The organism is Cupriavidus sp. P-10 (genome assembly GCF_003402535.2).
Taxonomy (GTDB): Bacteria; Pseudomonadota; Gammaproteobacteria; order Burkholderiales; family Burkholderiaceae; genus Cupriavidus.
Genome location: NZ_AP025172.1, coordinates 1,267,466 through 1,289,368 on the forward strand (window position 1 = coordinate 1,267,466; position 21,903 = coordinate 1,289,368).

Sequence of the window (21,903 nt, forward strand, 5' to 3'; positions counted from 1 at the left end):
TCACTACGCTTTCTTGGTGGCGCGCGCCCCCCAGTTATTGCCGGCCGATCGGAGGTGGTTATTCAGTCCCGCCGCAGATCAGTTTCTTGATACGCACGCGAGATGTATCTCATCCTTGCATTTCTATGCATTATGCGTTTATCTGGACTAGGGATTCCCCGAACATGCCGCATCGCCGCATCGCCGCATGGGAGTGGCGTTGTTGCATAAATCCGGGTGTCTGGCTGGGCCCTGACGTTTACGCGCAACGGTCTGGGCGGCGCCCCTGTTAACTCTTCGGGTAACTGCGTAGATTCTCGATTTTTGCCCGAGAGATGCGCAAGGACGAACACAAGCGGGGAGAGCCAAAGGGGACCTACCGTGTCAGGAACTGGGCAAAGTACAACGCAGGCTTGATCGCGAGAGGCGACGTCACGATGTGGATCGATGAAAGCGTGATGAATGCAGCGCCCGAGGCGGCGTCGCCCAGGCGTGGCCGGCCACACGTCTACTCGGACGCGGCGATTCAGATGCTGCTCGGAATCAAGCAGGTGTACCGTCTGCCGTTGCGTGCGCTGCAGGGCTTTGCACATAGCCTTCGCAAGCTCGCCTTCGCCGATTTGCCAGTCCCGAACTACACGACTCTGAGTCGCCGCGCGCAGGATCTGAACGTGGTGCTGCCGGTGCAGCGCGCCAGTCAGTCGCTGCACCTGGTGGTCGACAGCACTGGCCTGAAGGTATTCGGCGAGGGCGAGTGGAAGGTGCGCAAGCACGGCTACTCGAAGCGGCGCACCTGGCGCAAGGTGCATCTGGCGATGGACGCCAAGACAAGGTAAGCGCAGCTTTGATGACACATCAGGACGTTGGCGACGCTGACGTGTTGCCCGAGTTGCTCGATCAAATCCCCACCGATACGCCAATCGACATTATCGGTGGCGATGGCGCATACGACACGAAGCAATGCCACACGGCGATTGCTGCGCGAGGCGCGCAACCGTCGATTCCGCCGCGTGAGGGAGCGATGCCATGGCCGCAGACCACGTCCGGTGCGGTCTGGCGCAACGAGGCCATTGACGCCATTGCCCGAAGTGGCAGGCGCGAATGGAAGACGTCCAGCGGCTATCACCGGCGTTCGCTGGTCGAAAACTTGATGTACCGGCTCAAGACACTCACGGGTAATCGCTTGTGGGCGCGTGATGTCGGGGCCCAGGCGGCCGAGGTGGCGATCCGCGTCGGCGTACTCAACCGCATGGCGGCCCTTGCACGCCCGCAGTCCGTCCGCATCGCCTGAATTCATCAGCACGGGAAACCTTTGTTTTCAGATCTGATTATCGCGGTAGGAATACCCATTACTGGGCACCCCCCGCACAGATCCCGGCGGGCCCGATTCGGGCACCGGGCTCCCACCTTGGGTGATTGACGGCAAAGCGCCGGTCAGGCCACGGATGAAGGATTCGAGGTTTCGGGAGCCAGGCGTCAGCGATCTTGGCAATCCGCTCCCAGGTCATGCCATCCTTCTGACTGCGCCGCCGTAGCGTGCGTCGCCAGAGTTCAGTGACGTGGTGACGGAAGGCGCCAAGTGCCCGCGAGTTCGTGGGCACCGCGTGATACGCGAAGTAGCCACTGACCACCTGCTTGAGCCATCTCCCTTGTAAGGGGATCGGTTCATGCATGCGCTGTCGTAACTGCTCCTTAACCTGCTTGAGCTTTGCTCTCATACGGTCGCCACGAGTCTTTCGTTGAAGTTGGAAGGACCCGCGACGGGATTTCCCGCATATGTAAATGAAGCCCAAGAAGGTGAAGGTCTCCGGCTTGCCAAGCCCTCGGCGCGCCCGGTTGGCCGCTGCGTAGCGACCAAACTCGAGCAGCCGGGTCTTGTCCGGGTGAAGCGCAAGCGAGAACTGCTCAAACCTCGAACGCAGTGCATCCCAGAAGCGCCGTGCGTCGGCTTCATGCGCAAAGCCAACAACGATGTCATCCGCATAGCGCAGGATGATGACGTTGCCTTTGGCTTCTCGCCGTCGCCATTGCTCGGCCCAGAGATCGAAGACGTAGTGCAGGTATATATTGGCGAGCAGTGGCGATGCCACCGCGCCCTGAGGCGTGCCTGTCTCGCTGACGCTCCATTCTCCATCCTCCAGAACGCCCGCCTTGAGCCACTTGCGCACAAGGCGGATGATGCGTTCGTCGCCGATCCGGTGCTCAAGGAAGCGGATCAGCCAAGTCTGGCTTACCGAGTCAAAGAAGCCCCGAATGTCGGCGTCGAAAATCCAGTTCACCGGGGTGCTGGTGATCCCTACCGCCAGTGCATCCAGCGCATCGTGCTGGCTGCGCCTGGGCCGGAAGCCGTACGAGAACCCGAGGAAGTCCTCCTCGTAGATCGCGTTCAGCACCTCGACCACCGCTCGCTGGACAATTTTGTCCTCCAGCGCGGCGATCCCCAGCGGACGCTGCTTGCCATCCGGCTTCGGTATATACCGTCGCCGTACTGGCAGTGCCCGGTACGCTCCGCTCTGAACTGCCGCGTGCAAAGCTTGAAGATGCTCTTCCAAGCCGGCCTCGTAGTCCTGCCACGTCAGGCCGTCCACCCCAGGCGCCGCCTTGCGCTTGAGCGCGAAGAATGCCTCCCGGAGCAAATCAACTGTGACATGGTGCGAAAGCGCGGTGAACCGCTCCTTCTTCCGCTGCCTTGCAGCGTGTCGTACACGTTCCAGCCCCTGTGGCACGCTTTCCCGGTTCTGTGCCCGGCACGTGTGTGGCTGACCCGCGTTCCCCTTGGCCCCCGCCCTTCGCTCCACCCACTCCGCGGCCGGTTTCCCGACTTTGTTCGCAAGCTTCATCGCTACTATGGCGGAGTCTGACTTCTCTCGTCCGTTCATCATCGGCTACGGCTCCTCGCCTTCCCAACACGGACCAGCCCTGCGCTGCGACTGGCCAGACGAGAGATCTCCCGGTTCCCGTTCAAGGAGCGTACGTACATGCCAGGGTCTCAGACCACGCCGGGCCGGTGACGCGCTCGCTGTAGCGCGCCCCACCATGTTGCCTTCCGCCTGCATAACTGCGTCGGCGCCCGGGATGAACGTTTCTATCGTGGCTCAATGGCTGGCCTATACGCACCCCTGTCAACGCTTCGCAACGCTCCTCGCGGACCGCCACGCATGACTCGGGGACAACGTGATTTGCTAGATCTTCGCTGTCTGGGACTTTCACCCGTTACTCCTTGCCGGTCTCCCGGCGCACTATGCAACAACGCCCATGGGAGTGCAAAGCACCGTATTGGAAATGGGCGTTTAGCATTGAGCGATTCGGTCGCCTGCCGAGCTCGAGATGAAGTCATCAATCGAGAGGAGCCAATCACCGATTGGGGCGGATGCGACACCCAGGATAGAAGATGCCCGCTGAATTGGCCGAGTTCCTCGACCGGTTCGGACGAATGGCTGAAGCCAAGTCCCAACGCTCCCGCACGCTACCGCCGCGCCCACGGGCTGGCGCCTAGCCCGCAGCCTGGGGAGATGCGCCCGCTGGTGCTGCCGGTGATCGGCCGTGAGACGGGGCGCGACAAGGCCCTGTCACGCGGGGCGCTGCACCTGGTGCTGAAAGAAGTATTCGGCATGGCCGCGGAGCGCTTGCGGGCGCGGGGGCCAGAGTGGGAGGCGCAAGCCGCAGTACTGGCCAGTGCCTCGGCCCACTGGCTGCGCCATACCGCCGGCTCGCACACGACCGACCAGCAGGTGGACCTGCGCTACGTCAGGGATAACCTCGGGCATGCGTCGATCTCGACGACGAGCGGCTACCTGCATAGCGAGGAGGATGCGCGCCATGAAGCCACGCAGGAGCGGCACCGGATTGGCTGGGTCCGCAAGGCTTGAGCACGTAGCTCGCTAGGCCGAATTCGGCGGGGGCCTTTGTCTTTCGGTTTCTGTGGGACGTCCCTCCGCTTTGTCGCATGGTAGTTTCATGATCGTGAAAGTATGGGGGGGGGGGTGGGTTTCATGCTAGCTGTTTGGTCGTTGCAGATAAAGCTCGGCGATTAATTGCAATTTGGCTATCAAACAACCATTCTCCCTATGCTTGTTGTTGAAGGTCGTCATTCGTGGGAGTGGAACGAAATTGGGGGATGCGCCCGTCTACGTGCTCAGTTGGATCTACGGCGACCGAAAGTGTGGGTACTTGTAGATGAATTGCTCCTCCAGCTTGCCATCCAAGCTTGCTTAAATCTATCCGGAGTCTGCTTGGAGATTGCCTTGACCTGCTGGACACGCTGGTCCGATCGCCATCCCAGGCGGTGAGCTGGTGCGGCCGGCGCGAGGCTGGCGGCCTCGCCCACGAAGAATGGTGGTGGTGGGCGGTGGAGACGACGGCCGTTCCACGCGACAACATCTTCCACGCCAGTGCGCGCTCGTCACACAAAGTGCGGTCGGGTTCGCCCGGAGGGAGGATGCAAAACGGGCGCAGCAACTGCAAGCGAGGCGTTCGCAAGCCCGACCGCGAGGCCATTCTCGCGATACCTGAGCTGCTCGGCCGGCGGCACGGATTGTTGTGCCGCGGCCTGCGCAAACTCGCCATAGCTTCGGCAGCGACCGCTAGGGATGTAAATGAGTTCGTGAAGGCGCGCCTGGACGGTACACCCCATTGCGCAGCGGCAACCAGCTCAATCATCTGCCGGGCCGCAGCGCCGGCGCGGCGCATCGGCGCCAGCCTGATTCGGCCGCCGCCTGCCTCTTGCTATCCCCACTGCCATAATGTTATTCATGGGTGCTGCACCGGGAACTGAGGCAGGTCATTTACCTTTGCTTCCGGTCGATGTATACGACGAGTTTCCACTGCCTGCGGTGCAACAAAAGCCACTACCTCCGGTTGACCCGTTGCATTGTTCGACGAAAGACTGGAAATCGTCTGCTCGCATTGGCTTTGCATACCACCATCCCTGCCCCCAATCCACACCTTGTTCGCGGAGGTACCGGACTTGGTCGGCAGTCTCCACGCCCTCAGCCACGATTCGCAAATTTAGAGCCTTGGCCATACTAATCTAGGGTGCGGGTTCGAGTCCCGCTGCCGGCACCATCCTGATCGGGAAAGCCTTCGCCCCCACCGAACCAATCGGGAATTCTGGCGCGTGCGAGCTGACTACCCTGGACGGTCTTTTCAAAATCACCGGCGCCGTCGTTGATCACGGTAACGCGTTCGTCGGTCGCCACACCGTTTCGACTGAGGAGCTGATCGTAAGCAATGGGATGGACGCCCCCACCCGGTGACGGCATCGATGTGCCAGAGTGGAAGTGTCGCTAGCCACTCAAACCGGAAGGGGCATCCATCATGCAAATTACGACAATTGGGATCGACCTGGCCAAGAATGTGCTACAGGTCCACGGCGCAAACGAGCGAGGCAAGATGGTGCTGCGCAAGCAGTTGCGGCGTGAGCAAGTTGCAGCGTTCTTCGCCAACCTCCCGAGTTGCCTGATCGGGATGGAGGCGTGCGGCAGTGCACACCACTGGGCCCGTAAGCTGCAGGCGCTAGGGCATACGGTCCGGCTGATGGCGCCGCAGTTTGTGAAGCCTTATGTCAAGAGCAACAAGAACGATGCGGCCGATGCACAAGCCATTTGCGAGGCTGTAACGCGGCCCACGATGCGATTTGTACCGATCAAGAACATCGAACAGCAGACAGTCCTCTCTCTCCATCGCGTGCGCCAGGGCTTCATAAAGGCTCGCACCGCTCAGGCCAACCAGATCCGTGGCCTGCTGGCTGAGTACGGTCTCGTTGTGCCACAAGGCATTGCCTATATCGCCCTACGTGTGCCGGATCTGATCGAGGATGCGACGAACGATTTGCCTGGCACATTCCGCCAGCTTATCGACCGTCTGCTCGAGCACCTAAAATTGCTCGATCAACAGGTCAAAGAGATCGAGGCACAAATTAAGGCTTGGCATCGTGACGACGAAATCAGCCGACGACTCGAGCAGGTGCCTGGAATCGGACCGATCACAGCGAGCGCGCTGGCTGCGACGGTGGGCGATGCAAAGAACTTCGACAACGGAAGGCAACTCGCGGCGTGGCTGGGACTTGTGCCTCGACAACATTCCAGCGGCGGCAAGGCAAAGTTGCTTGGCATGAGTAAAAGAGGTGATGCATACCTTCGAACCTTGCTCATCCACGGAGCGCGGTCGGTAATCTATCGAGCGACGCAGAGGAACGACCGTGATAGTTGGCTGGTCAAGCTGACAACGCGCCGAAACGCTAACGTCGCGGCGGTCGCCTTGGCCAACAAAACAGCTAGAATCGTTTGGGCTTTGCTTGCGCACGACCGTCAGTTCCGACCCGACTACACGCCTGCTATCGCAGCCGCGTAGTCAAGTCGGGCCAGTCAAAACAGACTTCAGAGGGATCACACCACAGATTGCGCAAGCGATCACGAAGTGATGGCGAGACAGGTAAGACCGTGGTCGGCAAAGCCCTTCCCGGACGAGGCACCAAGAGTGCGTGTAAGCGATCGAGGCGCCGACCAGCAAATCCCATCAGGGACAGTGAGCATGTCCATGCTCGCATCAAAAGTCCGGATGTACGGGAGCAATCTTCCTCTTCTCGTTGTCATGAGTGAGAGCTTGGCAAACTGGGGGCGTCCATGTACGTCCGCTGATGGCCGTGTAGACGCGAGAGTCGAACCTATCCAGAGTAGTTCCCATCAAAAATCTGGCGAAGACTACTTTGGAGACTGTGGCTAAGCGTGGTGGCCGCGTACGCGGCAGCCGCAATCATCCGATCGAACTGAAGCAAAGGCTTGCAGAAGCTGCGTGCGTGCCAGGCGTCTCGGTTTCAAAGCTGGCGCTGGAACACGGTCTAAACGTGAACATGGTCTTTCGGTGGCGTCGCATGCTTCGAGCAGGCCAACTAGGGATCCCCCATGTTGGTGACACCCCAGTGCTGTTCCCCGTTGTAGTCAGAGGCCCCGGAGTCGAAGCGTCGCTCACGGGCAAGCCATGCGAGCGGCCGGAAGCGTTGCCAGCAGGAGTCATCCGATTGCACCTGGCCAAGGGCCAGGTGAGCATTGAAGGCCGAGTCGATCCAGAAACCCTGCGTATGATCGTGCAATGGCTGAGCTGATGATGGAGCCGCCGGCGAACACCCGGATCTGGGTTGCTGCAGGATTTACTGACATGCGATGTGGTTTCGATGGCCTAGCTGCCAAAGTGCAGATGGTCCTGCAGAAAGACCCATTCTCTGGCCACGTTTTTATCTTCAGGGGCAAACGTGGTGATCTGCTCAAGTGTCTGTACTGGCGGGACGGTGGCTTGTGCCTGTTCGCCAAACGTTTGGAACGGGGTAGGTTCGCCTGGCCGCGTGCCGAAGGTGGCGTGGTGGCCCTGACGAATGCGCAACTTGGCCTTCTGTTGGAGGGGTTCGACTGGCGGCAACCCATCAATGCGGCCCGTCCGTGCAGTGCTTTGTAAACGTCTGTGACAACACACGTGGGGAGTGACGCTGGCGCCTAGACTGCCTGCATGACCTCCAGTAACGCTTCACTTCCCGACGACATCGACGCCTTGAAGGCCCTGCTTCTGGCGCGGGAAGCTGAGCTTCGCGAGCGCGACAGCGACGTGGAAAATCTACGTGGCACGGTCGCGACGCTTCAGAGGACACTCTCAGATCGAGCACTGGAAATCGAGAGCCTGAAGCTGTGGATCGCAAAGCTCCAACGAATGCAGTTCGGGCGCAAGTCCGAGAAGATTGATCGCCAGATCGAACAATTGGAATTACGTCTGGAGGATCTGCAGGCCGACGAAGGTGCCGGAGTGCTCGACGCAAGCGAGCAGCGCTCAAAGGACGTGACCAGGCCGACTGGACGCAGAGCCCTCCCTGATCATTTACCGCGCGAAGATCTCGTCCATCAACCTGACGATGTGTGCTGTCCGCAGTGCGGCGGAACGCTCAACGAGCTTGGCGAAGACATCGCCGAGCAACTCGAGTACGTGCCGGGGCACTGGCGAGTGATCCGGCATCGTCGACCAAAGAAGGCCTGTGCCTGCTGTGACTGCATCGTACAGGCACCAGCGCCCAGCCGGCCCATTGATCGCGGTATGCCTGGTCCTGGTCTGCTCGCCCGTGTCCTGGTTGGAAAATTCTGCGACCATCTCCCCCTGTATCGGCAGTCGGCGATATACGCGCGGGATGGCGTCGAGTTGAGCCGCTCGACACTTGCCGACTGGGTCGGACAAGCCAGCGCACTATTGCGCCCCCTGGTCGATGCAATCCGGCAGTACGTGATGGCGGCGTCGAAGATCCACGCTAACGATACGCCGGTACCAGTACTTGAACCTGGGAAGGGCAAGACCAAGACCGGACGGCTCTGGACCTATGTACGTGACGACAGGCCCGCTGGTTCAGTGGACGCGCCAGCCGTATGGTTTGCGTACAGCCCGAGTCGGTCAGGCGAATATCCGCAAGCCCACCTGAAAGGCTTCAGGGGGATCCTGCAAGCTGACGCATTCGCAGGCTACAACTCGATTTACAGAGACGGCGAGGTGCAAGAGGCCGGATGTGTCGCTCAGTATCCCGAGTACCGTTTTATGTGGGGTGAGCGCCGTTCGGGCGCCAACGGACGAGTTTGAAGGGCCAAACAACTCGGCATATTATCTGTCTGGACGCTATGCATGTACGGCGTCTGGGCGGTGAACATGCAGATCCCACTGCGAACGGTATCGAGTGCCGAGAGCTACGTCGCGAATCGCGAATGGCTCATCGCGCGTTTGGACCGTTGTCCGTTGCATCCCTCTGGCGGTTGCTCGTTTGCTCGCCATGGCACCTATCGGCGTGCGGCACCATCAGGGATGCGCATTGCCAGGTGGTACTGTCCTCAGGGACACCGAACTTTCAGTCTCCTGCCTGATTTTCTCGCCGCAAGGCTGCCGGGTCTGCTTGCCTCGATCGACGCCGCCGTCGCAAGCTTGCCGCATGTGCGCAGCATGGAGGCCGCTGCCGATGCGCTACGGCGGGACGACGTGAGTTTGCCGTCGGCTGTACGTTGGTTGCGCCGCAGGGTACGCGCGGTTGAAGCAGCGCTGCATGCGGTATCTTCCCTGCAACTGCCAACGCCGAGCATGCCGCAAAGGTGCCGCATGCCCGGCGAAGCCAGCCCGTACCGGACGCTACTGGAGTTGAGGCATGCGCTCCCACCACAGATACTCAGCGAACTACCGGCACCGCTGGGTTTTCTGAGATTGCAGCGAGGCGTGTGGATCCGTCCTGCGCTTGACCAACAAGACACGGGGCCTGACGGGAGGCGCGAGCCGATCTACGCTGCAGCGGTCAACTTTGAGCAAACATTATGCAGCTTGATCCGACCGATACACGCCGATCCAGGCCGTCCCCGACGACGAGCGAGATCATCCACGTGTGGCGTGACGACCGCTCCGTAAAGGACGGCAGTGCCTACGTGTATCTCCGGTGGATCAGGCGCTTCAGGGCATATTGCGACCAGCGCGGACTGCACGAGCAAGCCCAGTTGACTCTCTATGGTGCACGTCGCTTCGTCGATTGGTATTCCCGACGGCATGATATAGGTCCCGACGCAGCGGCGAACGCTAGGACTGCGGTTCACGCATTGAATCGTGTTTATTGCGTGCTCGGAAGGGAAGCGCCGCCCTGGCGGGTTGCGCCGGTTGCCAGTTGCCCTGCGACGGGGGTACTGCGCGCATACACGGATCACCTCATAGCACATCGCGGCAGCCCGCAGACGACTGTGCACAAGAGGCTGATCCACATGGGCTATTTTCTGGAGCATCTTCGCAAGTGCGGTCAGACGTGGCGCTCCATGACTCTGGTTGATATCGATACGTTTCTCGTTGACTGCAGTCATCGATACGCCCGTACCACGACGGCCGACATCGCTGGCAGCATCCGGTCTTTCGCGCGCTTTCTGATTGCCACCGCTCGCAGCCGGCGCAATCTCGCCGATTCAGTAATAGCGCCCGTACAGCCAAAGTATGAGCGTCCACGTCGGGCGCTGCCGTGGGAGGATGTGCAGCGGTTGCTCCATGCCGTTAGCCGGTCAAATCCGTGTGGTCTGCGCGACTACGCGATACTGCTAATGATGAGCACCTATGGCTTCGGCGCCGGCGAAGTGATCGGGCTGCGACTTGACGATATCAACTGGAGCGCCGCCACGTTTCGGGTGATTCGACCGAAGACCGGAACGGCCTTCACGTTACCGCTGCTGCCGGCCGTCGCGAGGGCACTGGCTCTCTATCTTCGCGACGGAAGACCACCACACGCAACGACCCGCTATCTATTTCTTCAGTGCAAGTTGCCATTCGCCCCTCTGAGTTGCGCGTCCGCTGTCAGGCACATCGTGGTCAAGCATGCCACCGTGGCCGGCTTGACAGCTACTTACCTCGGCAGCCACGTGCTGCGTCACTCCAACGCATCACGTCAAATTGACCTTGGTGCGGACCCGCGGGTAGTCTCCGATATTCTTGGCCATCGCGACCCGGATTCCATTTCTGCATACGTACGCATTGCAACGGAGTCGTTGCGGGACGTTTCACTGCCGGTGCCATCATGAGAACGCTTGTGACAGCGAGAGGGCTGGCCCGTGATGCAGCGAACTTTCTGAACTTCCGGCGTGCCATGGGCGTGCAATATCACCGCGGCGAGTTTGTGCTCAACGGCTTCGTGCTGTTCATTGCCGAACAATGGGGCGAGCAGACCGTGGCACTTGATGAGGCTATCCGGAGATGGTCGTCGCGCGTCGCCGGACGCAAGGCCGTCACGGTGAGCCAGGAATTCGGGGTGGTCCGCCAGTTGTGCCTTTACAGGCGCCGCACCGATCCGCGCGGATATGTTCCCGAACATGCGCTCGCGCCAGTCAAGGAATCGCCGTTTCTCCCGTACATCTTCTCGCATGAAGAAGTGCTTCGGCTCCTGCATGCGGCGAGCAGCCATCGCGGTCGCTGGATTTGGGGGCCAATGTTTCGCGCATTGATGCTGGTGCTTTACTGCACTGGCCTGCGACTGGGAGAAGCGGTCCACCTGAATATGGAGGACGTAGATCTCCGCCGCAACACGTTCCTGGTGTCGCACAGTAAAGGGCGATCCCGCATCGTGGCGTTTCGCCCGGATCTGGCCAGGGAGCTGCATCAATACCTGGAGGCACGTCGACAGCTCCTTCGGAATCGTCGCGTCAAAGAACCGCAAGCGTTGTTCATTCGTCTGGACGGCACACCACTTACGGTGAAGTCCGCATCGGAGGCAATTCGGCGGTTGCTTCGGCAATTGGCGATCAAACCACCCGCCGGCAGGATCGGACCGAGACCGTACGAGTTCCGCCACGCCTTCGCGGTGCATCGTCTCACGGCATGGGCATCTACCGGAGTGGATGTCCACGCAAAGCTACCCTTACTATCTGCCTATCTCGGTCATCAGGACGTGCTCGGTACAGAGGTCTACCTGAAGGCGACACCACAACTGCTGGATCTCGCCAGCAGACAGCTCCAGAATCATCTGCGCCATGCGCATAGTCCAGAATGAAGAATGCACCATCCGCGGCCTTGTTCATTCGGGTCGAGTCGTTCTTTGCCGATTACCTGCAACGCGCGCGCGGTGCTAGCATCCATACGGTGCGCGCCTATCGCGATGCCCTGAAGCTTTTCTTTGAGTTCGTCGCGACGAACAAGGGGTGCAGCGTTTCGGCTATTGATCTTGGTGACATGAATGCTGCAACGGTTTCCCGATTCCTCCTTCATCTCGAGACGGACCGGTCAAACTCGGTGGCAACGCGCAACTGTCGACGTACCGCTATTCGAAGCTTCTTCAAACACCTGCTGCGCACAGACATCGTTCACTCGCATCAGTATGCCGGAGCGCTCGCAATTCCGGCAAAGAAGGCACGACATCAGCCGGCGACCTATTTGGAAGCTGATGAAGTCCGTGCGATTCTTGCAACGCCCAACACAAAGACCATTCGTGGGCATCGCGACTACGCATTACTGCTGTTTCTCTACAATACCGGCGCGCGTGTCAGTGAAGCGGCGGGTCTTTGCTGGAACGACCTGCAACTAGCCTCTCCACGGCAGGTCCGGCTCCACGGTAAAGGTCGCAAGGATCGACTCCTGCCGTTGTGGCGCGAGACTGCCGATGCGCTTCGCCGGCTAGGAACGATCAACCATCCGGGCACACAGCCTCATGTTTTTCTCAATCGCCATGGAGAAGCGCTAAGTCGTGATGGGATTGCCTACATTCTGCGCCGGCACGTGCAAGCCGCGGCTCGGGAACTGCCTGCGCTCGCTCATAAGCGGGTCACGCCACATGTACTGAGGCACAGTTGTGCTGTCGGATTGCTGCAATCGGGTAACGCCTTGCCGGTGATTCGCGACTATCTTGGTCATGCGAGCATTGCGACAACCGGACGCTACATCGAGACAAACCTTCAGATGAAGCGCGATGCCCTGGAAATGTTCTGGCAGCATGCTGGGATCGAGCCTGCTCATGCGAGATCATGGAAACCGAAACCCGACCTTCTCGCGTTTCTGAGTTCGCTGTAAGCGATAAGATTTATGTGGTGACGCAGGAGCATCCGAAGTCTACGTAAAAGCGTCGACCGCTCGATGCTCAGCATAAAACCGTACTCGGGATACTGCGCCGTATCTGGAGCTCCAGATACCGCTCACGCGAGACGAAAGTTCCACGATCTGTACTTAGCACGCAGGAACGACGTCAACACTGAGGCGCTGCGCCGGATCGGCGAACTTTACGCTATTGAGGCTGATATCCGCGGGAAGCCTCCCGACGAGCGAAGGCGCGTCCGACAGGAGCGGGCGCGTCCATTGCTGGAGGCCTTCGAGATCTGGTTACGTTCGACGCTCAGCAAGGTGTCGCCCAAAAGCGATACCGCGAAGGCTATTGGTTATGCATTGAATCAGTGGTCGGCATTGACCCTGTATGCCAGTGACGGTCGCGTTGAGATCGATAACAACGCAGCGGAGCGTGCGCTGCGGGCCGTTGCCCTCGGCCGAAAGAACTTCCTGCACTTCGGCTCTGACAGTGGCGGCGAACGCGGTGCCGCTATCTATTCGCTGGTGGCCTCAGCCAAGTTGAACGGCCTCGACCCCGAGGCCTACCTGCGCCACGTCATTGCGCGCATCGCCGACCACCCCGTCAATCGCGTCAGCGAACTGCTGCCATGGGCCATGGCTGAGCAGATCCGTTCGACCGCCGCCTGAAAGCAACCCCGTCGTCAAGAACGCTGTCCGCCGGACGGTTACAGCTGATCGAGCCGCGCTGCAGCCGAGGTAACTTCCCGGTGCACATAGGCATAGAACTTTGGTGGCCTGTCGGTAAATGTCGCGCGCTAGGCAATAAGGTTGACGTGGCGACCAAGGCCTCTCACGGAGTCGCAATGCCGTAACCATGCCGAATCGACGCTCACGGAAGCACAGCGCCACCCGGCTTCATCGGCACCTTTCAGGCAGGGTTCAATGGCAATACCGATGGCTACGACATCGGCACGTGCATTACATTGGCTTGCCCCCGCCGGAGGTACCGCTCATTTTCCCCTTTGCTTTGCGGCGCGATCGCTTTGGGCATTGTATTTCGGCAACTCTCCCCGCCGTACTGTATGAGGGATCAGCCTTGCCCCAAAAGCGCATCGAATACATCACTGCTGCTGCGGACGTCGGCATACTTCGAAGCCAGATCGAAAAGACTAGCCTGATGGGGCGCATCGTTCCGGTCTCCGACGCAGTCTTCCAGCACGACAGGAATAAAGCCGAACTGGATTGCGTCCACTGCCGTAGCGCGAACGCAGCCGCTGGTGCTCATACCTGCGATTAGTACACAATCGACGCGTAGCGCATTGAGAGTTGAGACAAGCGGCGTCGAAAAAAAAGCACTGGCGTACTGCTTCGTCAACACGATCTCCCCGGCAGTGGGTTCCAGTCCTTCTGCGAAAGCACCAAGCGGGTTGCCCTGCCGAAAGACAGAAAGCGCTCCGATCTTCCGATAGAACACGCCGCCATTGTGCCCCTCGCTATCGTACTCCACTCGAGTATGGATGACCGGCAACCCCATCCTACGCGCGAGCCTCAGCATAGCAATAGCCGATCGCCGCACGCCTTCCGCCTGTGCGAAAAGAGGCGAGCAGGGATCGAAATACGCGCAGGCGAAATCCACCATGATCACCGCCTGACTACTCCCTAAGCCCAGAGAGCGCCCAAAGCCTGAATCGGCATAGTCTTGTTGGAGCGCTGTATTAGTCATTGCGTATCTCGAATCATGGCTTGCCTGGCCGAGTTGATATGACAGTGCATAACGCTTCGTGCCCACATGCCGTCATGCGCGGAGAACGCATCGATCAACTCGCGATGGTGATGGAAGCTGCGCTGCAGTTGCGTTGAGCCATACCGGCGAAACGTACGCTGGACGATTGGCACTTCGATCGCATTGGTCAACATGCCGACAAGCCGAGAATTGCGGCTCGCCTGCCCAATCAGCCTGTGGAACTCGCGGTTCAGTGCGCTGATTCGGGTCAGGTTTTCCTCGCTCATGTCAAGGCCTTGCGACTCGATTTCGTCCTGGATTTGCTGTAGTTCGGCGACTTCTTCGGCGGTGATATGCGTAGCAGCCAGATTGGCAATCTCGCTTTCCAACAGCAACCGCAGGTCAAAGATGTCACGCAGCTCGTCTACAGTCCAATGACGCACGAACGTGCCGCTATTCGGCTTGAAGTGTAGAAACCCGTCACTAACGAGCAAACGCATGGCTTCGCGCACAGGGGTACGCGAGGTCCCGAACTCCAATGCCAGCCCGTCTTCAGTAAGTCGCATGCCGGCCGGAAAAGCGCCATCGATAACGCGCTCCTTGATAAGCCCATAGATCTCGCCGGCCGTGGATTTGGCTCCGTTGCTGCCTTTCATTGCTTAGAACCTCTCTAGAAGCGATCCGAAGCCGCTGATCTTATCGTTGATGCCGGCGCTTCGTAAGGCTTGCCAATAAATAGCCGAATTGATTGCAAGCACCGGTTTTCCCAGTTTCAGCTCCATCTTGGCAGCCAACGATGCCATGGCCAGATTGGTGCCGACCTGTACCACAGCATCGACATCGTGGCCGTTGACCTCTTCGACAGCTTCGGCAAGCGTTTCAGGCTGGACGTGGGCGATCTGCACCGGACTTGCGCAACGCAGGCCCTTGATCTTCTTTACACGATAGCCGCACTCCTCGAAGAAGCGAACCACATTTTCGTCGCCAACCGGCTGGTAAGGCGTGACCACCCCGATCGTGCGGGCCCCGTATGCGTCTAGCGCAAGAGAGCATGCATCAGATCCCATCGCCACCGGCAGGCCAGTCTTTTGCTCCAAGTAGGACTTTAGTTTGCGGCTTGCGGCCAAGCCGTCCCAAAACGTCTCCGCGGAGATGCCGAGCACGAGATGGTCCGGCTCGCACGACATCACCGAGTCAACGGCTTCGTCCTGCGCTGCGGCAATGAGGTCAATCAGACGCTGAAAGTCAGCGTTGTCGCTGAGCGGGATATTGGGGATGCGGATCCGGCTGATGTGGTTCGTTACACCCGGCGGTCGCATAGCATCAAATTCTGGCTGCACCGAAGTATTGGTCGAAGGGATCAGCACCGCGTACTTGCGACGGTAACCCAGGGAGTCAGTCATTTCAGTTTCTCTTCCCAAAAGAAAAGTTGCATATCATCGAACACCTGCGTAGGATTGTACACGATCGAACCAAAAACAGGGGATGGACATGCTAAAAAACGACTCACTGTGTACAATCAGGGGTGAGACGCTGCGGAAACGGCTGGAAGAGAGCCCTATCGTCATCACGCCGGGAGCCTACGACAGCTGGAGTGCCCGTCTCATCGAGCAGGCAGGCTTCCCTGCGATCTATCTGACCGGATATGGAGTAACTGCGGCCTCACTGGGCATGCCAGACCTTGGACTCATCACGGGCAGTGAACTAGCGGATCAGGTTCGTCGGATCTCCGATGTCACACGCGTTCCACTAATTGCGGACGCCGACACAGGTTTCGGCGGCGTGCTCAACGTACGTCGGACCGTGCATGACTACATCCGAGCGGGCGCGGCTGCCATTCAGCTCGAAGACCAGGTATCCCCGAAGCGTTGCGGACACATGGACGACAAGCAGGTCACTGATGTCACGGAAATGGTCGAGAAGATTCATATGGCAGTGGATGCGCGCGGTGATGTCCCGCTCCAGATCATCGCGCGAACCGATGCCCGGGCCACCCACGACTTGGACGAGGCCTTGCGCCGTGGTGAACGCTACCTGCGTGCGGGTGCCGATATCCTGTTCGTCGAAGCCCCGCGGACCGAGGAGGAAATGGCGCGGATATGTGGCACCTTCCGCGGCGAAAAACTGCTGGCCAACATGGTCGAAGGCGGCAAAACTCCCTACCTTTCTCCGGCCACCCTTCAGCAGATTGGCTATGCCATCGCCATCTATCCAGCAACACTTCTTTTCTCGGCCACGTACGCCATCGGGCGAACGCTGAGCCAGTTGTGCGATGGCAGGATCGACACCGCGGCTCTTGCCTCCTTCTCTCAATTCAATGAGCGGATGGGGTTGCAGGACTACTTCGCCGCGACAGATCGCATCCAATCCAACGCCCGGGAGCACGCGCTGTGACGACCCTGTTCTCGCGGCTCTGGGATTCCCACCGCGTAGCGTCGCGGGCGGACGGGTGCGACTTGTTGTACGTGGATCGCCACGTCCTGCATGAGGTCACGAGCGCACAGGCTTTCGATCAGCTTCAAATGGCGGGGCGCCGAGTGCGTGTTCCGGGCCGGCATATCGCCGTGCCGGATCATTCCGTACCCACCTTGCAGGGCCCCGCTGCTGCTTGCGGTGAAGCGGTCGACACGCTGGCCGCCAACGCCGCGGCTGCCGGCATTCCGTTTTTCCCATTGCATACCAGTCGGCATGGCATTGTCCATGTCACGGCTCCGGAACAAGGTTTTGTCGTGCCGGGCTGCACGGTGGTCTGCGGAGACTCCCATACGGCGACGCTGGGCGCATTCGGTGCACTTGCCTTCGGTATCGGTACCTCAGAGATCGAGCATGTGCTTGCAACACAGAGCCTCTGGGTACGGCGACCGCGCACGCTTGGCATTGAGGTGACGGGCGCCCTTGGGCCGGCTGTTTATGCCAAGGACCTGGCGCTGCATATCATCGCGAAAATCGGCACAGCGGGCGCAGTCGGCAGCGCGATCGAGTACTTCGGCAGCACAGTGCGTGCGCTGAGCATGGAAGGCCGAATGACATTGTGCAATATGTCAATCGAAGCTGGGGGGCGGTTCGGTATGGTGGCGCCTGACGAAGTCACGGTGTCCTGGTTGCGAGAGCATGCGGCGGGACTGCAGAACGCAGCTTCAGAAAGCGCTTCGCAGAAATGGCTATCCTTGAAAACCGATTCATGGCGCGACTTCGACACCACGGTCCGCATCGACGGCAGCGCCATTGAGCCCACCCTTACGTGGGGCACGACTCCCGCTGACGCAACCACATTTGGCGGCCGCGCCGGAGACCCGGACGCCGCCGACTCTCGGGGCGAGCGTGACCGGATACAGGCTGCGCTCGACTACATGGGCCTGAAAGCCGGTCAGGCCGTCCAAGGTGTGCCCATCGATGTAGCATTCATTGGATCCTGCACCAACTCGCGTATCGAGGATTTGCGCGCGGCAGCGACCATCGCCGCTGGTCGACGCGTGGCACGCAACGTGCAAGCGCTGGTTGTTCCCGGCTCCGCCGCCGTGAAACACCAGGCCGAGGCGGAGGGCCTGGCCGACATCTTTGTCGGCGCGGGCTTCGAGTGGCGTGGCCCCGGCTGCTCGATGTGTGTAGCAATGAACGGCGATCAACTGCAGCCGGGTCAACGCTGCGCATCGTCTTCGAACCGGAATTTTGAAAACCGCCAGGGCAGTGGTGGCCGGACACACTTGCTAAGCCCCGCCGCCGTTGCAGCTTCGGCGGTCGCCGGATATTTGACCGACCCGCGAGAGTTTCTACATGCCTGAGCCCATTTTTGAAGCAGCCGGTCCCGCCCTGCTGCTTGCCCGCGACGACGTTGATACCGACGCCATCTATCCGTCCCGCTTTCTCGGCACGACCAAGCGCACGGGACTTGGCCCTGCCCTGTTCGCGGACTGGCGGACGGCGCGTCTTGATGAATTTCGTCGCTTCGAGAACGCGCCATGCATCCACGCCACGGTGCTGGTGGCGGGCAGGAACTTCGGCTGCGGCTCCTCACGCGAGCATGCCGTGTGGGCTTTGGCCGATTGCGGCGTGCGTGCCATCGTTGCACTTTCGTTTGGGGATATCTTTTATTCCAACTGCCTGCGCAACGGAATCATTCCCGCAAGCGTCGCACCTGTGGAGTATCGCGCAATCGTCGCCGCATTGGCAGTCACCGAAACTACCGACATAGGCATTGACGTGCGCCAGCGCCAGATCAAGCTGGCCGACGGTGCTCGCCTGCCCTTCCAGTTGGAGGCGGGCGACGCCGAACGCCTGCTCAGCGGTACCGATGAGATCGCAGCCACCTTGGCACTGCACCAGCACCTCTTAGCCTATGAACGGAGGACAGCGACAGAAATGCCATGGCTTGGCCCATGGCAGGAGACAACCTGATGCCACACCCGAATGCCCCCGTGGCGGCCAAGACTTCCCGGCACGCCATCCGGATGCTGTCCTCGATCGGGCGACGTTCAATTCCAGGCTCTGCCAAGGACGTTATAGGAAAGAGATTCGCATTTGCGACCAAAGTTCGTTCAACCCAAACCATTTCAGAGTAGGAGATTCCAATGACTGACACATCGCGCATCCTCGCCAAATCCGAGAGCTACTTCGCTAACCGCGACGATATTGCGCCAGAACAGATCGCTGCGGTCGAGGGCGTCAAAGAACAGGGCCACGTTGAAGTTCGCAAGATGCTTGTGGGCGACGACATGCTGTTCCTTCATGTTTACCGCAAGAAAGGCTTAGTTGATCCGGTCCACAAACACATGGACCACGAATCAATCGGATACCTGATCTCAGGCCGCCTGCGACTCATCATTGGTGGCAAGGAGTTTATCGCCGAGCCTGGCGCATCCTGGCTGCATCCCCTTGGCGTGGAGCATTTCAGCGAAGCACTGGAAGACTGCGAGCAGGTTGAGATCAAGTCCCCTCCGCGGAAGACATGGGTCACGCCGGAGCAACTCGAAGCCCTGTCCAAAGAATAGTCCGCCAATACTATGGCGCACCCTTTCCGCTGCACATACCGCTCGCGGCGCGGGCGCGCGCCAGCTATCACCAAGGAGATCAACAATGGCAACATGGACCAGCCTGCGTGAACATAGCTTGACCCGCGAAAACCTTGAGGCACTGCTGAATAATAAGATTCCGGCGATCCGCATCAAGGGTTTCGCAACCCCCGAGGAGTGTATTGCATTCACCCAGTCCGCCAAGCGGGGCAACATTAAGTACTACAACGTCGCCAAGCGGATCGGCTACATCGGCATGGCCCAGTACGAATATCGCTGGGACCGACCCAAGTCAGACTACTTCGACGCTGTTAAAGTCGCGAATGCCGATCTGGCCGAGGTCACCGCACGCGCATTCGATCCTGTGCAGCGGCTGATCGATACGCTGTCGTCGGTCTACCCCCACAAAGTCGGGGCCGCAGAGGAGCCCGGCATGGGTCACTATTTTGCCGGCATCATCCGCCTGGCATCGGAAGGCGTGGATCTGCACGCGGATTACGCCCCCTTCAACACGCCTGACTATTCGATTCGCGATATCGACGCACAACTCGGCTGGAATTTTTTTTCCGAGCAGCCGAAATTCGGTGGCATCACGACCGTGCACAACGCACCGTGGACACCAGAGCGCGTCGAGGGTGAAATTCCGAAGAGTTACGGGCTCTCGCACGACATTGTGGCTGGTGCACCGGCTTTCGAGTATGCCCCCACCGCTGGCGATGTAGTCATCTTCAATACCCGCAACCCGCATGAGATCGGCGCAGGTATTCCCGAGCCGGGGGTAGATCGCGTCTCCATCGGCTCCTTCATCGGGCGCATGCCGGATCGCTCTCTCGCAATGTGGGCATAACCATGATCGTCGAGGAACGCACCTACACCCTGCATCCAGGCAAGACTCGTGACTTCCTGATGTTGGTCGAAGTCGAGGGCTTGCCGATCCAGGAGCGCTACCTGGGAAGCCCGCTTGCGTACTTCACCACAGAGACTGGCACGCTAAATGGCGTGGTGCACCTGTGGCAGTTCTGCACCATGGGCGACCGGGAGGAAAAGCGCGCACAACTCGCCCAAGACGATAGGTGGATTGAATTTACCGCCAAGGTGTTACCGATGATCGCGCGAATGGAGAACCGGCTGCTAGTGCCCACCCGCTTCTCCCGGATCGGCAACGCGAAAGCCTGAGATGTTCTGATTACTTACAACCAAGACGGATGGCGCCGCAATAATCCGGTGCCCGAACCACAAAGGATACTGACGCCATGACAACAACACGAGAGGCCACGCCTGCCGATGTAGCGCCGGCGGTCGGAGAGGAAGCAGACGCTGCGCTGTACAGAACAGTTGCCTGGAGACTCATTCCGATCCTGTTCATCAGCTACGCAATGGCTTACCTGGATCGGGTCAATGTCGGCTTTGCGAAACTGCAGATGCTAGGCGACCTTGGATTCAGCGAAACGGTGTACGGCTTAGGCGCCGGGATCTTCTTCCTTGGCTATTTCATCTTTGAGGTGCCTAGCAATCTGGTGTTGCACAGGGTAGGGGCGCGTCGATGGATCGCACGGATCATGATCACCTGGGGACTTCTTTCCGCAGCGATGATGTTCGTAAAAACCCCGACGACTTTTTACGTCCTGCGATTCCTGCTGGGTGTCGCAGAGGCAGGCTTCTTCCCCGGGATTGTGCTCTACCTGACCTACTGGATCCCACCGAGCCGCATTGGTAAGCCATTGTCGCTATTCTTCATTGCCGTGCCGGTAGCAGGTGTGGTCGGCGGTCCGTTGTCCGGGTGGATCTTGCAGGCCTTTCACGATGCCGGCGGTTTGCGTGGGTGGCAATGGATGTTCTTGATTGAAGGCGTGCCAACGATCTTGCTGGGTCTTGTCGTCCTGTTCATGTTGCGCGACCGTGTTGACGATGCCCAGTGGCTTACCCAGCCGCAGAAACAGCGATTGCTCCAGAATCTCACCGCAGAACACACAGAACAGATTGGTCACTCGGTGCGCGATGCATTCACCTTGCCGATGGTTTGGGTAATGTGCCTGATCGAACTGTGCATTGGCATGGGTATCTACGGGATGGGCTTTTGGATGCCAACGCTAATCCGTGAGGCCGGTATCAAGGGGTTGCTCGACATCGGCCTCTTTAGCGCCATTCCGTATGGAGCCGCCATCGCTGCGATGGTATGGGTAGCACGCGTAGCCGACGCCCGGCGAGATCGAAAAACGTTCCTGGCGATGTCCGCGCTGGTGGGTGCCATCGCTCTGGTCCTCAGTATGACTTACAGCACCGAGACCATTTTCGCGATCGCTATGCTCACCGTTGCGACCGCCGCCATCCTGACAGCCTTCGCGCAATTCTGGCGCCTGCCCACACTCCTGCTCGGCGGAAAGGCCGCCGCCGCGGGAATTGCCGTCATCAGTTCGGTGGCTAACCTGTCCGGATTTGTCAGCCCGTACTTGGTCGGCTGGCTACGTGACACAACTGGCAGCGGGGCAGTCGGTATGTACCTGACCGCCGGCAGCCTAGCATTGGCCGCCGTGATTGTAATGGCTATCCCAGCCCGTTTGGTGAACCGCTAACTCCCGCCGCACCGGCGCAACGCCCACGGGCGACGCGCCGGCGGCACGCGTCCCGTCACCAGTTTCGCGCGACATCCGATGCCGAATGGCA

General features: G+C 59.7%; 19 protein-coding genes and 4 pseudogenes. 17 read left to right on the forward strand and 6 right to left on the reverse strand.

Annotated elements, in window-relative coordinates:
• Positions 1 to 314: 314 nt before the first annotated feature.
• Positions 315 to 1,270, forward strand: a pseudogene (locus CTP10_RS35845) (IS5 family transposase).
• A gap of 58 nt (positions 1,271 to 1,328) precedes the next feature.
• Here CTP10_RS35845 and ltrA read toward each other — a convergent pair.
• Positions 1,329 to 2,861 (reverse strand): group II intron reverse transcriptase/maturase, encoded by a 1,533-nt coding sequence (gene ltrA, locus CTP10_RS35850; RefSeq protein ID WP_116324009.1) that lies wholly within the window; start codon positions 2,859 to 2,861, stop codon positions 1,329 to 1,331.
• Between the two features lie 579 nt (positions 2,862 to 3,440).
• Between ltrA and CTP10_RS35855 the strand changes: the two are divergent.
• Positions 3,441 to 3,848, forward strand: a pseudogene (locus CTP10_RS35855) (tyrosine-type recombinase/integrase); the annotation flags it as partial.
• A gap of 911 nt (positions 3,849 to 4,759) precedes the next feature.
• Here CTP10_RS35855 and CTP10_RS41465 read toward each other — a convergent pair.
• Together CTP10_RS41465 and CTP10_RS35865 are read right to left on the reverse strand one after the other, a co-directional pair.
• The gene (locus CTP10_RS41465) at positions 4,760 to 5,002 is read right to left on the reverse strand and encodes an EAL domain-containing protein (protein ID WP_116324010.1); all 243 of its coding nucleotides are present in this window, start codon (positions 5,000 to 5,002) and stop codon (positions 4,760 to 4,762) included.
• Between the two features lies 1 nt (position 5,003).
• Positions 5,004 to 5,177, reverse strand: a complete 174-nt coding sequence (locus CTP10_RS35865; protein WP_158577780.1) for a hypothetical protein — start codon at positions 5,175 to 5,177, stop codon at positions 5,004 to 5,006.
• Positions 5,178 to 5,295: 118 nt separating this feature from the next.
• Here CTP10_RS35865 and CTP10_RS35870 point away from each other — a divergent pair, with 118 nt between their 5' ends.
• From CTP10_RS35870 to tnpC (CTP10_RS35905), 8 genes and pseudogenes are all read left to right on the forward strand, one after another.
• Positions 5,296 to 6,330, forward strand: a complete 1,035-nt coding sequence (locus CTP10_RS35870; RefSeq protein WP_116324011.1) for an IS110 family transposase — start codon at positions 5,296 to 5,298, stop codon at positions 6,328 to 6,330.
• Positions 6,331 to 6,775: 445 nt separating this feature from the next.
• Positions 6,776 to 7,081 (forward strand): transposase, encoded by a 306-nt coding sequence (locus CTP10_RS35875; protein WP_233528503.1) that lies wholly within the window; start codon positions 6,776 to 6,778, stop codon positions 7,079 to 7,081.
• Positions 7,081 to 7,428: an IS66 family insertion sequence element accessory protein TnpB gene (gene tnpB, locus CTP10_RS35880; protein WP_116324013.1), complete on the forward strand. Its 348-nt coding sequence runs from the start codon at positions 7,081 to 7,083 to the stop codon at positions 7,426 to 7,428. The genes CTP10_RS35875 and tnpB overlap by 1 nt, the downstream gene beginning before the upstream one ends.
• Before the next feature lie 51 nt (positions 7,429 to 7,479).
• Positions 7,480 to 8,523, forward strand: a pseudogene (gene tnpC, locus CTP10_RS35885) (IS66 family transposase); the annotation flags it as partial.
• 1,214 nt (positions 8,524 to 9,737) lie between these two features.
• On the forward strand, positions 9,738 to 10,538 hold the full coding sequence (locus CTP10_RS35890) for a site-specific integrase (RefSeq protein ID WP_271815750.1): 801 nt from the start codon (positions 9,738 to 9,740) through the stop codon (positions 10,536 to 10,538).
• The gene (locus tag CTP10_RS35895) at positions 10,535 to 11,503 is read left to right on the forward strand and encodes a tyrosine-type recombinase/integrase (protein WP_116324050.1); all 969 of its coding nucleotides are present in this window, start codon (positions 10,535 to 10,537) and stop codon (positions 11,501 to 11,503) included. The genes CTP10_RS35890 and CTP10_RS35895 overlap by 4 nt, the downstream gene beginning before the upstream one ends.
• A complete protein-coding gene (locus tag CTP10_RS35900; protein WP_116324049.1) occupies positions 11,500 to 12,516 on the forward strand; it encodes a site-specific integrase in 1,017 nt (338 codons plus the stop codon). The genes CTP10_RS35895 and CTP10_RS35900 overlap by 4 nt, the downstream gene beginning before the upstream one ends.
• Before the next feature lie 120 nt (positions 12,517 to 12,636).
• Positions 12,637 to 13,194 (forward strand): annotated as a pseudogene (gene tnpC, locus CTP10_RS35905) (IS66 family transposase); the annotation flags it as partial.
• Between the two features lie 403 nt (positions 13,195 to 13,597).
• On the opposite strand, the gene CTP10_RS35910 reads toward tnpC (CTP10_RS35905), so the two are convergent.
• From CTP10_RS35910 to CTP10_RS35920, 3 genes are read right to left on the reverse strand one after another with little or no spacing between them, the layout of a single operon-like run.
• A complete protein-coding gene (locus CTP10_RS35910; RefSeq protein ID WP_116323875.1) occupies positions 13,598 to 14,230 on the reverse strand; it encodes an isochorismatase family protein in 633 nt (210 codons plus the stop codon).
• Positions 14,227 to 14,886 (reverse strand): GntR family transcriptional regulator, encoded by a 660-nt coding sequence (locus CTP10_RS35915; RefSeq protein WP_116323876.1) that lies wholly within the window; start codon positions 14,884 to 14,886, stop codon positions 14,227 to 14,229. Before CTP10_RS35915 ends, CTP10_RS35910 begins: the two co-directional genes overlap by 4 nt.
• Positions 14,887 to 14,889: 3 nt before the next feature.
• The gene (locus CTP10_RS35920) at positions 14,890 to 15,633 is read right to left on the reverse strand and encodes a maleate cis-trans isomerase family protein (RefSeq protein WP_116323877.1); all 744 of its coding nucleotides are present in this window, start codon (positions 15,631 to 15,633) and stop codon (positions 14,890 to 14,892) included.
• Between the two features lie 88 nt (positions 15,634 to 15,721).
• Between CTP10_RS35920 and CTP10_RS35925 the strand changes: the two genes are divergently transcribed.
• The 7 genes from CTP10_RS35925 to CTP10_RS35955 all read left to right on the forward strand — a co-directional run bounded on the left by CTP10_RS35925 (position 15,722) and on the right by CTP10_RS35955 (position 21,812).
• Positions 15,722 to 16,624, forward strand: coding sequence for an isocitrate lyase/PEP mutase family protein (locus CTP10_RS35925; protein ID WP_116323891.1), 903 nt, complete (start codon positions 15,722 to 15,724; stop codon positions 16,622 to 16,624).
• On the forward strand, positions 16,621 to 18,012 hold the full coding sequence (gene leuC, locus CTP10_RS35930; protein WP_116323878.1) for a 3-isopropylmalate dehydratase large subunit: 1,392 nt from the start codon (positions 16,621 to 16,623) through the stop codon (positions 18,010 to 18,012). Before CTP10_RS35925 ends, leuC begins: the two co-directional genes overlap by 4 nt.
• Positions 18,005 to 18,625, forward strand: a complete 621-nt coding sequence (gene leuD, locus CTP10_RS35935) for a 3-isopropylmalate dehydratase small subunit (RefSeq protein WP_116323879.1) — start codon at positions 18,005 to 18,007, stop codon at positions 18,623 to 18,625. Before leuC ends, leuD begins: the two co-directional genes overlap by 8 nt.
• A 173-nt stretch (positions 18,626 to 18,798) precedes the next feature.
• Positions 18,799 to 19,218: a cupin domain-containing protein gene (locus tag CTP10_RS35940; protein ID WP_116323880.1), complete on the forward strand. Its 420-nt coding sequence runs from the start codon at positions 18,799 to 18,801 to the stop codon at positions 19,216 to 19,218.
• 85 nt (positions 19,219 to 19,303) lie between these two features.
• Positions 19,304 to 20,086: a 2OG-Fe(II)-dependent halogenase WelO5 family protein gene (locus CTP10_RS35945; protein WP_116323881.1), complete on the forward strand. Its 783-nt coding sequence runs from the start codon at positions 19,304 to 19,306 to the stop codon at positions 20,084 to 20,086.
• A gap of 2 nt (positions 20,087 to 20,088) precedes the next feature.
• Positions 20,089 to 20,415 (forward strand): NIPSNAP family protein, encoded by a 327-nt coding sequence (locus CTP10_RS35950; RefSeq protein ID WP_116323882.1) that lies wholly within the window; start codon positions 20,089 to 20,091, stop codon positions 20,413 to 20,415.
• Positions 20,416 to 20,492: 77 nt separating this feature from the next.
• Positions 20,493 to 21,812, forward strand: coding sequence for an MFS transporter (locus tag CTP10_RS35955; protein ID WP_116323883.1), 1,320 nt, complete (start codon positions 20,493 to 20,495; stop codon positions 21,810 to 21,812).
• Positions 21,813 to 21,903: the final 91 nt, after the last annotated feature.